Origin of the sequence: Williamwhitmania taraxaci, assembly GCF_900096565.1 — a bacterium.
Taxonomy (GTDB): Bacteria; Bacteroidota; Bacteroidia; order Bacteroidales; family Williamwhitmaniaceae; genus Williamwhitmania; species Williamwhitmania taraxaci.
Window position 1 is genome coordinate 16,259 of sequence record NZ_FMYP01000017.1, and the last position, 12,100, is coordinate 28,358.

The window sequence follows — 12,100 nt, forward strand, 5'->3', positions numbered from 1 at the left end:
CATGAAAGCCAAAAACTGCAAAACAAAACAAATCCTTTGGACCTGCATACTCTTGTTGGTCGCCACGATTTTATTGGCTCTTTATGCATGGAGAGATAGCATCGCCTCCTCGATTTATTCCTACGAACAAAAGCGGATTGAGACATCGCTGAGCAACAGAATATCGATTACTGACGAAACCATTGATACAATTATTTCCGATTCACTATTTGTAAAGAGCCCAAGCCTATCCATGGCTCTTAACGAACGGCTGCAATCCTTGGTTAAAAATGATATCGCCCTTGCAATCTATAAAAACGGAAAGATCATTGCATGGAGCAACAGTTCACCGGGACCGGACGAATTCAACCCGTTTGCAAACTATGATAGTGAACCAGTTGCCTTAACTGGCGGGGTTTACCTCTGCAACACAAAAGATACGCTCGGACTACACTTTATCTCGGCAATAAAAGTATCCACAGGATTCATTATTAAAAACAAATATCTCCAAGCAAAAACAGTTCCGGAATCCATAGCCTTTAATAATATTTCTCTAGCAAAGCCTACCGAATTCCAAATAAAGAGTAAAGGCAAGACCGTATATTCGTTACTTCCAAACAAAGGCTCTGAAAAGAAACTGGGGTGGTTGGTGATTTTTTCTCTTTTGGCCATTTCCATTTCGGCAAATAATCTGCTGAGAGCATTCGATTGGTTAAAATTCTGGTGGCTAAAACTGCTTGCGGCTCCAGTAATTTTCTTCCTTATTGTAAATGCAACAATAATTAACTATCCTGAACTCGTAAAAGGTCTTCCACCTTGGCTGTTCAACCACGAACTTACTGACATAGGAAAACTGCTGCAAATCGCATTTATAACGGTTTTCTCGATTCCAGTTTTTGTCTCTGGATTAGAAGCCAAACGGCTAGCCCGATGGAACGACTCCAATAAAGGTATTGTTTTCCCAAGCCTGCTATTGTTGCTTGCTGCGTTCACGGCAGGACTATCGCAACTATTACTTAGCAATCTGCTCGCTCTTATGGGCCCAATTGGCGAAGGAAGCGCCATTGAATGGGCACCCAGCCTAATTGGACTATTGACCATTGTTTCCCTAGGATGGGTAATGCTTCTTCTGGTAAAAGTTGCGCTGCGATTGGTCATTCAGGCCAAAACCACAACCATTGTTCTGGGTGGTATTGCACTACTCTCGGCTCTGCTCATCTCGCTTCTACCGTATAATACACCCTTCGATAGGATGATTGGAGTTACGGGGGCCTTGCTTCTACCCCTTCTCATCGCATTAGGCTCCAAAAGTAATGCAACAACAAAATTAATCCCTACCTATCTTTCAATAGTGATCAGCGTAGTGCTTTCGCTACAACTGATCAACGATAACCATATTAATACCCAAAAGACCCTCGAGAATATTGCAAAAGAGTTGGCGGTTGACCAAGACTTAAATCTGGAGTCAAAGATCAAAAGACGTATAAGTGCCATCGAGAACGACTCCACCATCACGGTATTACTTAAAAAAGTTCCGCAATCCCTCAGCGAGATTAATCGATATGTAAGAAATACCTACTTCAAGGATTTCTCAGCCCAGTATGACCTCCAAATTACTGCTTGTCCACGAGGATCGAAGCTTATTGTTAACGATACACCCAAAAAAGTTGACTGCCAAAACTTTTTTGTAGAAATGGCCACACTCATTGGCCGGCCAATTGTAGCAGAGCAGTTCTACTTTTTAAATAACAACAATGGTCGCATTAGCTACCTATTCCTTGGTAGATATAACGATGGCAAGGGTGGCAGGAATTTTCTTGCCATTGAAATTGACTCTAAAGCAACACTAAACCTCCCTGGCTATCCCAGCCTATTATCCAACAAGGCAAAAGATTCCTCGACCGATTTACCCACGAATGTTTCTTATGCCAAATACCGCGATAGTAAGCTCGAAATGAAGGTAGGCAAATACCCATACCCACTCAAACGACCCGAATACTTCAAACGGAATAGCAATATAGATAATGGAAATTACAACCATGTAATCCAGCGCAATGATAACCAACAAATTGTTGTGGTGTCTGAAGAGAAATCCTCCCTTCTTTTCCTCCTTTCACCGTTGGTTTACATCTTTCTTGGCGCCTACATTCTTGTTAGAATTGTCTTTCGGCGCCGGAGTAAAAGCCAACGAAACATTTTTACCCTTCAAAAGCGCATCCAACGGTTGTCGGTGTCGCTAATGGTTATTTCCATGCTGGCCGTTGGCACAATTTCGTTGGGCTATGGTCTATCGCGCCAAGAAACAACAATTGAACAAGGAATTACAGAAAAGATGCGTTCGGCTGTCACGTTAACCGAACCAACAGCACAGCAAATTGAAGCCGTATGGAGCCCCGGCATGATTGATTCCAGCATGATTGCCACCTCAAATATTCTATATGCGGACCTTAACATATATTCCCCCACAGGTGATTTAATGGGAACGTCACGCCACGAGGTTTTCAGCAATAAGCTCCAGGGATATTGGATAAACCCAACCGCCTTCACAGCCATAATGGAAGAGAAGCGCGATTTTGTCCTAGTTACAGAGCAAATTGGCTTACTAAAATTCACCTCAGCGTACGCACCTTTGTTGAATAAGAGTGGTGATATAATTGCCATACTGAACCTGCCCTACTTTATTCGAGAAAATGAGATACGACAAGAGACACTGAACCTTGTGGGTCGAATTGCCAATACATATCTTTTACTTGCAATAATGGCAGGCTTGCTTGGCTACTTTGCCGCATTCAATATATCCAAGCCACTTCACGTATTGAAACTCGCGATGCGTAAGACTAGCATTGCCGGCCAACCCGAACTGCTGGAGTATCGCGATAACGATGAAATTGGATATCTTGTTAAGGAATACAATCGAATGGCCGCTGAACTATCCAATAGTGCCCAACTTTTGGCACAGAGCGAGAAAGAGAAAGTGTGGCGCGAGATGGCACGACAAATAGCGCATGAGATAAAAAATCCATTAACGCCAATAAAGTTGAGCCTTCAACAGCTTGTCCGCATTAAGAAAGACGGAGCACCCGATTGGGACCAACGTTTTTATGACTTTTCCAAGATGCTCCTCGAACAGGTAGATATTCTTGCCAAAACAGCCAGCCAATTCAGCGCCATAGCAACGGATGTGGGAAACAATTCTGAGGTGTTAAACATGGCTGAGTTTATTGAAAACACGATATCGCTCTTTGGTGGACAGCCACTCCAATTCGAAAATAATACTGAAAATACAACAATAAAGCCACTCGTATTTGCCGATAAGGAATTGATGCAAAAGGCACTCACAAACCTAGTGGCCAATGCACTGCAAGCATCCTCGGAAGTGAAAATTCAGAAAGTGACCATTTCGCTAATAATTGTCGACAACTTGGTTCAGATGAGTATAACCGATAATGGTTATGGCATTCCTACCAACCTCCAACCGCACATATTTGAGCCATACTTCACGACCAAGAGCAGTGGAACAGGATTAGGATTAGTCCTTGTTCGAAAAACTATTGAGGAATCAGGAGGTAAAATTTGGTTCGAAAGTAAAATGAACGCTGGAACGACGTTCTTTATACAGATACCGTTATTACCGCCTCACACCGATAAATTATAATCTAAAAGGCGAAAAAGTCAACCGTATCTCTAAGCAATTCAAGAATATGGCCATTCACGTGGAAATAAAAAAGCCATCCTTAAGGATGGCCTATTTCTAGGTTAGGTTCAGGTAATTATTTTCCTTTCATCGCTTTTTCAAGAGCTTTCTCTGCATCCTTATAGGCTGCATCAGCAAGTTTCTTCGCATCCTTCGCAACTTTCAACTTCTCCTTGCCCTTTTCCATCATCTTGGTTCCTGATTCTACCTTTTTTTGTGACTCCTTGAAGCGCGCATCAAGGGCCTTCACCTCCAATTTCATCTTACCACTTAACTCTTTCATATCGGCCTTTGCCTGCTTAACTTCATCCTTGTCCCTCGATCCCAGCGCCTTCTCAATTGGTTTCATCTCGTTTGAAAAGGACTTTTGAACATCCTTATCCTCTTTAGAGATTGTTTTTATATCCCCAGCGCCTTCTGCAATCAACTGCTCTCCAGCCTGGATTAGACTATCAGCAGAGAACATCTTGGCATCAGCCGCCTCAACTTTCAGTTTTGTTGCGTCCACTTTTGCCTCTAACTTTTGGATTTGCGGATCGGCTTGCGCCATAACAACTTGACATCCAATAACTATAATGGCAAGTGAAGTCAAAAAAGACTTACCTAACAGGCCAAACTTTACAGGAGAATTTGCTGAGATTTCCATGGGTCTAATTTTTTGTAAAAATTACAAACTTTTTCGATGAAAAAGCAACAAATGCGATAAAATAATTCATTCCCATATATTCCAATAGACCAGTATAATCGAACAGTTTTACTATTTGAAGACGAACTTTCCTCATTAAACGACTACGCACCGGCATAAAAAAGCCCCGATTTTAATCGAGGCTCTCAAAAAACAATTCGGTAAAAACTACCTGTCGTAATCCTTTAGTGTCTTCATCAACTTTTGTCGAGAAAAGAAAATTCGGCTCTTTACCGTGCCAATCTTTAGATTCAACTCCTCAGCAATCTCTTTATACTTAAAGCCAGAGGTGTGCATCTGAAAAGGAATTCGGAACTCGTCCTCCAGTTGGTCTACTTTCTTGCTGATCTCGTTGTGAGAATACTCCATTTCCGGGTTGGTGTAGTTATCGGGCCTGGAGTTCATGAGGTATTGGTTGTCGCTCGAATCGAACGTTGTGTTTTGCTTAACTGTCTTACGATAGTTGTTAATGAAGGTATTCTTCATTATCGTGAAGGTCCATGCCTTTAGGTTGGTGTTATCCTCAAATTTATCTTGATACATCAACGCCTTTAGGTATGTTTCCTGTAGCAAATCCTTTGCATCTTCTTTATTCATCGTTAGGCTGTATGCAAACCTCTCAAGGTTTGACTCTAAATCGATGAGCTGAGTGTGGAATTGTACTGCTGTCATAGCTATAGGATGTATTTGTTATTTATAAATAGTCTATCTTGATGTTGAAACAAATATACAACATGCATGAACACAAAAGCAAATCGACATCGCCAAATGAATGATAATCAACGAGCATTCTAAATAACAAACACGCAAAAGGCCCTAATACTAGGGCCCTCCATGTGTTCGTCTAAATTGATTCTAAATAAAAATAAGAGAGATAAAATGGACGCGTAAAAACCAGTATTATCGATTAAACTCGCTGGTTTTCTGCGACATCACCTAAATAGTGATTGTTTTTTGAAAATCGACAAAGGAGGTCAACTTTGCATAATTGCGCGGTTTTCGCTTCACCTCATCCAAAGCAGAACCACCTCCCACGAGCGTAGAAAGAGGGAAGTTAGTAGCCAGTTCCTTTAATAAAAGTTCTAACTTTTGAGGTTGAGGAAGTATTGCGGAGAACACAAACATTTTGGGCTTCAACTGCTTTCCAATAGTTATTACATCTTCAATTGGCACCGACTGCCCAAGGTAGAGAGTAGAAATCCCTTTGGCTCTCCCAAAATAGTTCAGCCCAAGTAGTACAATTTCATGAAACTCACCTTCGGGTAAAAAGTAAATAATCTGCGGTAGGTTATCCTTGTTTGGCCCCAGCAGTTCAGTTTCGTAAAACAATCTTTTTCGGATCAAACCAGTGGCAAAATGCTCATGTGCCGGAAGGATTTTGCTCGTTTGCCACATAATTCCAAGCTTATCGAGAAAGGGAAATATTACTTTTTGCAAAGTAAAATCAAAACCATTTACGGCAATACTCCCATTTAGCAACTCGGCACATCCCTTTTCATCAAAGTTCACCATGCATACAATGAGCTGATCGGTAAGCAAACCAGGGCTCTTGTGCTTATCCATCACCTCCGAGACGCTCTTAACCAACTCATCCAGCGAAAGCTTAGCAAGCATAGATATTTTCATCCCGCAACTGTTGAGAATGGAGATATTCAGCAACTTCTTCAAATTGTCGTCACTGTAATATCGTATATTGGTTGGTGTTCGTGCAGGCTCAACAATTGCATACCGTCTTTCCCACATACGAATAGTGTGGGCCTTAATGCCCGTAAGCAATTCAAGGTCTTTAATTGAGTATGTTGCCATGTTGCAGATAATTTGTTCGCTTATTAAACACTTCGAATAAAGCAATTGTTCAACCTTTTAATCAAGTTTCCTGAGCAGCATTAAACCATCCCGAAAAGGAAGCAGTACATTCTCAACAGCCGAATCGCAATTTACATATTGGTTGAAATCGACAATGCCCTTTGTTTGGGCATCTTTGGGATCTTTCTCCAAAACTTTTCCATCCCATAAAACGTTATCTGCAAGAATAAATCCACCAGTCTTTACAAAAGGTAAAACAGTATTATAGTATTCAATATACTCCCGCTTGTCTCCATCGATAAAAACCAAATCGAACTCCTCACCCAACATCGGAACAATGTGCAGTGCACTTCCTACATGCTGCTTGATGCAATTACGCCACTCCGACCGATCAAAATACTCTTGTGCAATGGGCACCATCTCGTCATCCACTTCGATGGTATGCAGTATCCCTCCGGTAGCTAGTCCCTTTGCAAGACAGATTGCCGAATATCCAGTGAATGTCCCTATCTCAAGAATTCTATAGGGTTTCACCATCTTGCTAATCATTTCTAGGACTACCCCTTGCAGATGGCCAGAAAGCATACGTGGTTGAACTGTACGTAGATGCGTTACATGATCCAACTCCACAAGCAAAGAATCTTCCGGCTTGGTGTGTTCCAAAATATAGCGTTCAAGGTCCCTATCCTTCTGAATCATTTGGCTTACCTAAATATAAGAGTTGCAAGTTGTGTCGGTGCAAAAATCTCATTGGCAGTAGTAATCAAATCCATAGCCGTAACCGTCTCTAACTTTTGAGCCACCTCTTCGAGGCTATCGACGGAATTGTACACCAGCAAACTCTTCCCGATCGACAGCATTTGCCCTTCATTACTCTCGGCAGCAATTGCCAACTGACCCACGAGTTGCTTTTTAGCCTTAAAGAGAAGCAAATCGCTAATACTTACCGTTCTTATTTTAGTAAGTTCCTTTTGGACAATGCTCATACTTCTATCGATGTTTTCTTTGTCCGTGCCAAAGTAAACAGAAACTATCCCTGTATCGGAATAAGGGGTATAAGATGCCTCCACATTATAAGCCAACCCATGTCGCTCGCGAAGCGAAAGATTTAACCGTGAATTCATTCCAGGACCACCAAGGATATTAATGAGTAGATGCAATGCAATTCTCTTTTCGTTTTTCAGATCGTAGGCTAAATTGCCAACAATACAATGGGCTTGGTAGGTCGATTTATGCTTCTCAATTACAGATGGAGAATATCCATTGAAAGGGGTGCGAGTAAACAATCTTGGATTGGCCGGAAAGCCCCCAAAATATTTCTCGGCCACCTTCTTTACCTTACTAAATGGAATATCCCCAACCGAGGAGAATACCATTTGATCGGTATTGTAGGTGCGCTGCATAAACGTTTGAATACTCTGCTTTGTAAACGTTTTAAGGTTCTTCTTGGTGCCTAAAATATTCCGACCAATAGGTGCATTTGCAAATACTTGCTCCTCAAAGTCATCAAAAATAAGTTCCGCAGGGCTATCCTTGTAAGAGTTAATTTCGTCAAATACAACCTCCTTCTCCTTGGCCAATTCCCGCTCGGGAAAGGTGGAATTAAACAGAATATCCGAGATCAACTCAGCCGATCGCTCAAAATCGTTGGCCAATACGGTTGCATAAATGCAGGTTTCCTCCTTGGCTGTATAGGCATTTAAATCGCCCCCAACATCCTCGAGGCGGCTAATTACGTGGTAGGCCTTTCGGTGAGTGGTGCCCTTGAAGATCACATGCTCAATGAAGTGGGCAAGCCCATGTTCATTTTCAAATTCATCTCGGGTACCTGTATTAATGGTAATACCGCAATGTATTATTTTCGATGCGTTGCGCCAGTGTATGAACCTAATGCCGTTACTCAGGGTCAGGATGTCAAATTCCTGCATGGATTATCGTTTAATTTTAGAAGAGCAAAGGTAGCAATGATTAATGAAATGGAAACCTGTTCTGATTTGGGAAATAAATTAAAAACACAACGTTTTTTTTACACACGCAACCATTTTTAAATAAGATGGTTAATCTCACAAACGACTCAGGCATCCCATTTTTATTGAGATTTTTCGAAAAATAAATAGACTGGAGTTTGGCTGTTATAAAATTTTGCATACTTTTGCATCGCAATTGAGAGCGGTGCCATAGCTCAGTTGGTAGAGCAAAGGACTGAAAATCCTTGTGTCCCCGGTTCGATTCCTGGTGGCACCACAGCCCGAAGACGTTTCTTCGGGCTCTTTCTTTTTTACCCCCTCCCACAATTCCATTTTGGTATCCCAACCTAAAAAAGTAATTTTGCACCTTGTCCTTAATATGGCAGTTATGCCTCTATGAATTAGATTCTACGGCAAAACAAAAGGAATGAACCACTGTTAATATCTCTCACATAAGTTATTTGTTATGAATCAGAAACTAGTTCTCATGATCCTCGACGGGTGGGGTATCGGAAAAAAAGACAATACCGACGCAATTTATAACGCCAAAACCCCCTATATGGATTATTTGGCAAAAACATACCCAACCGCTCAGCTGCTTACTAGCGGCGAAGACGTTGGTCTCCCCGATGGACAAATGGGTAATTCCGAGGTAGGTCACCTCAATATTGGAGCAGGAAGAGTTGTTTATCAAGATCTTGTTCGAATAAACAAAGCATGCAAAGAGAACACCATTGCCAAAAACGAGGCGCTGGTAGAGGCCTTCACCTACGCCAAGAATACAGGTGCGGCGGTTCATTTTCTTGGACTTGTTTCCGACGGCGGGGTGCACTCGCTCGACAAGCACCTCTATAAACTTTGCGACATCACCAAGGATTATGGATTAAAGGATGTTTTTATTCACGCATTTACCGATGGAAGGGATACTGACCCTGAGAGCGGACTTGGCTTTATTACCAGTCTGGAAAACCATCTAAAGGAATCAAACGGAACCATCGCCTCCTTGGTAGGACGATACTATTCCATGGACAGGGATAAACGTTGGGATCGAGTAAAAATCGCCTACGACCTTATGGTTGACGGCAAGGGCATAGCGTCCCACAGCATTATCCAATCGATGAAGGATTCCTATGCCGAAGGAGTAACCGATGAGTTTATTAAACCCGTAGTTCGCGTGAATGCAGCAGGCGAACCTATTGGGAAAATAAAGGCTGGCGACGTAGTGATTTGCTTCAACTACCGCACCGATCGCTTACGCGAAATGACCACCGTCCTAACCCAAAAGGATATGCCCGAGCATGGAATGCAAACAATTCCATTGCACTACGTGACTATGGCCAACTACGACGAGACATTTAAGGGCATTCACGTGATCTACGACAAGGACAACCTAATCAATACTCTTGGAGAGGTAGTATCCAACGCTGGTAAAAAACAACTTCGCATTGCCGAAACAGAAAAATACGCACACGTAACCTTCTTCTTCTCCGGCGGTCGCGAATTGCCCTACGAAAACGAAAACCGATTAATGGTGCAATCACCTAAAGTTGCCACCTACGACCTTCAACCCGAAATGAGCGCCATTGAGGTAAAGAACCTTCTTGTGGCTGAAATCAAAAAGGAAGATGTCGATTTTGTATGCCTTAACTTTGCCAACGGCGACATGGTAGGTCATACCGGGGTGTGGCCAGCAATCGTAAAGGCAGTGGAAACAGTTGATGCCTGCGTAAACGAGGTCGTTGAAACCGCAAAAGCTCACGGGTATTCGGTAATCATTATTGCTGATCACGGCAATGCCGACAATGCCGTTAATAGCGATGGATCGCCAAATACCGCTCACTCACTCAATCCTGTACCGTTTATCCTCGTTTCCGATAAATACAAAAAGGTTCAGAATGGCATTCTTGCCGACGTTGCCCCCACTATTATTAAAATATTGGGATTGAAACAACCGGCTGAGATGGATGGAAAAATTCTTATTACTGAATAGATGATTCAAATTGATGACAAGGTAGTAGGCACCTCCGTTTTGGATGAATGTTTTATATGCGATCTTCCAAAATGTCTTGGAGCCTGCTGCGTTCATGGAATATCAGGAGCACCACTCGAATTGGAAGAGATTGCAATCCTCGAAGAGGAGATAGAAAAAATTCTTCCATTCCTTAAACCAGAAGGCATTAAAGCTATCATAGAACAAGGTGTGGCGGTTGCCGATTTTGAAGGAGAGTTAACCACCCCTTTAATAGATGGAAAAGAGTGTGCCTTTTGTGTTGAAGAAAACGGTATTAGTTTTTGTGGGATTGAAAAGGCATTTAAGGCGAATAAAACCACTTATTTAAAACCGATATCGTGCCACTTATATCCAATTCGCATTAAAAAGTTTGCCGACATTATTGCCGTAAACTATGACCGATGGGATATTTGCAAGCAGGCTGTAATTCTAGGCAACAAGGAAGGAATCCCCGTATATAAGTTCCTAAAAGAACCTATTATTCGTAGATTTGGAGAAGAATTCTACACCCAACTTGAAGAGGCCGCTAGCATGCTAAAAGATCAAGAACGAAATAATACAACCAATAGATAACACTATGGAAAACATAAAAAACTACGTTGAGGCTAATAAGCAACGATTTCTAGACGAACTATTCGGGCTTTTGAGGATTCCATCCATCAGCTCCCTTTCGGAAAACAAACCCGATATGGAAAGAGCAGCACAATACTGGAAGGATGCAATCCTAGCTGCCGGAGCCGATAAAGCTCAGGTTATGCCCTCTAATGGGAATCCCGTGGTTTACGGAGAAAAGATAATTAATGCTGCACTTCCAACAGTTCTGGTCTATGGCCATTACGACGTCATGCCGGTAGACCCCATCGAAAAATGGAATACCAAACCTTTCGAACCCATTATTAAAGACGGAAAGATATGGGGACGTGGTGCCGATGACGATAAGGGCCAAGCATTCATGCATGCAAAGGCATTCGAACTTATGGTGAAAACCAACACCTTGCCTTGCAATGTAAAATTCATGATTGAGGGTGAAGAGGAGATTGGATCGCCCAGCCTAGCCAATTGGTGCGAAACCCATAAAGACATGCTAAAGGCCGATATCATCCTTGTTTCGGACACCGGCATGCTCTCCATCGATATGCCATCGATTACAACCGGCCTGCGAGGACTTGCCTACTGGCAGGTTGAAGTTACCGGACCAAATCGCGATCTACACTCCGGAATTTTTGGAGGTGCAGTTGCTAACCCAATAAACGTACTGGCAAAAATGATTGCCTCCATGACCGACCAAGATGGTAGAATAACCATGCCTGGATTCTACGACGACGTGGTAGAAATATCGAAAGAGGAGCGTGCGATGCTAGCCAAGGCACCTTTTGACGATCAACGCTACATGGAATCCATTGGAGTCACGGAACTAATGGGCGAAAAAGGCTACTCCACCACCGAGCGTACGGGCATTCGTCCCTCCTTCGATGTCTGCGGAATATGGGGTGGTTACGAAGGCGAAGGTGCAAAAACAGTGCTCCCTTCCAAGGCGTTTGCCAAGATATCAACACGATTGGTTCCCAACCAAGATCATGAGAAGATTGCGGTAATGTTTAAAAAGCATTTCGAAAGTATTGCCCCCGGTTCAGTTAAGGTTGAAGTAACCTCACTGCATGGAGGACAAGGCTACGGATGCCCAATTGATTTCCCTGCATACCAAGCAGCAGAAAAGGCATACATCGAATCATTCGGAAAAAAACCAATTCCTACCCGCAGCGGTGGCAGCATACCAATCATTTCTACTTTCGAACAAATCCTAGGAATTAAGTCTATACTGATGGGATTTGGACTCGAAAGCGATGCCATTCACTCACCAAATGAGAATTTCCCGATCGAAAATTTCTACAAGGGGATAGAAACCATTCCTCTTTTCTACAAATATTTTGCAGAAATAAAAAAATAGTATCACTACG

At 42.5% G+C, this 12,100-nt stretch carries 9 protein-coding genes and 1 tRNA gene; 5 read left to right on the forward strand and 5 right to left on the reverse strand.

Going from position 1 to position 12,100, the window contains the following annotated elements:
• Position 1: 1 nt before the first annotated feature.
• Positions 2-3,634, forward strand: coding sequence for a sensor histidine kinase (locus BLS65_RS06270; RefSeq protein WP_092437047.1), 3,633 nt, complete (start codon positions 2-4; stop codon positions 3,632-3,634).
• Positions 3,635-3,749: 115 nt separating this feature from the next.
• On the opposite strand, the gene BLS65_RS06275 is transcribed toward BLS65_RS06270, so the two are convergent.
• The 5 genes from BLS65_RS06275 to BLS65_RS06295 all read right to left on the reverse strand — a co-directional run bounded on the left by BLS65_RS06275 (position 3,750) and on the right by BLS65_RS06295 (position 8,092).
• Entirely contained in the window at positions 3,750-4,319 is a 570-nt protein-coding gene (locus BLS65_RS06275) for a hypothetical protein (protein ID WP_092437049.1), read from the reverse strand.
• 207 nt (positions 4,320-4,526) lie between these two features.
• Entirely contained in the window at positions 4,527-5,030 is a 504-nt protein-coding gene (locus BLS65_RS06280) for an RNA polymerase sigma factor (RefSeq protein ID WP_092437051.1), read from the reverse strand.
• A gap of 264 nt (positions 5,031-5,294) precedes the next feature.
• Entirely contained in the window at positions 5,295-6,164 is an 870-nt protein-coding gene (locus tag BLS65_RS06285) for a MerR family transcriptional regulator (protein WP_092437053.1), read from the reverse strand.
• Between the two features lie 57 nt (positions 6,165-6,221).
• Positions 6,222-6,863 carry an O-methyltransferase gene (locus BLS65_RS06290; RefSeq protein WP_092437055.1) on the reverse strand — a complete coding sequence of 214 codons (642 nt, stop codon included), beginning with the start codon at positions 6,861-6,863 and terminating at the stop codon, positions 6,222-6,224.
• Between the two features lie 5 nt (positions 6,864-6,868).
• Positions 6,869-8,092: a M16 family metallopeptidase gene (locus BLS65_RS06295; protein WP_092437057.1), complete on the reverse strand. Its 1,224-nt coding sequence runs from the start codon at positions 8,090-8,092 to the stop codon at positions 6,869-6,871.
• A 243-nt stretch (positions 8,093-8,335) separates the two neighbouring features.
• Between BLS65_RS06295 and BLS65_RS06300 the strand changes: the two genes are divergently transcribed.
• The 4 genes from BLS65_RS06300 (at position 8,336) to BLS65_RS06315 (ending at position 12,090) form a co-directional block, all read left to right on the forward strand.
• Positions 8,336-8,408 (forward strand) — tRNA-Phe (locus BLS65_RS06300).
• A 189-nt stretch (positions 8,409-8,597) separates the two neighbouring features.
• Entirely contained in the window at positions 8,598-10,121 is a 1,524-nt protein-coding gene (gene gpmI, locus BLS65_RS06305) for a 2,3-bisphosphoglycerate-independent phosphoglycerate mutase (protein ID WP_092437059.1), read from the forward strand.
• Complete coding sequence (locus BLS65_RS06310; RefSeq protein ID WP_092437061.1) at positions 10,122-10,715, forward strand: DUF3109 family protein; 594 nt, start codon at positions 10,122-10,124, stop codon at positions 10,713-10,715. It abuts the gene before it with no gap.
• 4 nt (positions 10,716-10,719) lie between these two features.
• The gene (locus BLS65_RS06315) at positions 10,720-12,090 is read left to right on the forward strand and encodes a dipeptidase (protein ID WP_092437063.1); all 1,371 of its coding nucleotides are present in this window, start codon (positions 10,720-10,722) and stop codon (positions 12,088-12,090) included.
• The last annotated feature ends 10 nt before the right edge of the window (positions 12,091-12,100 follow it).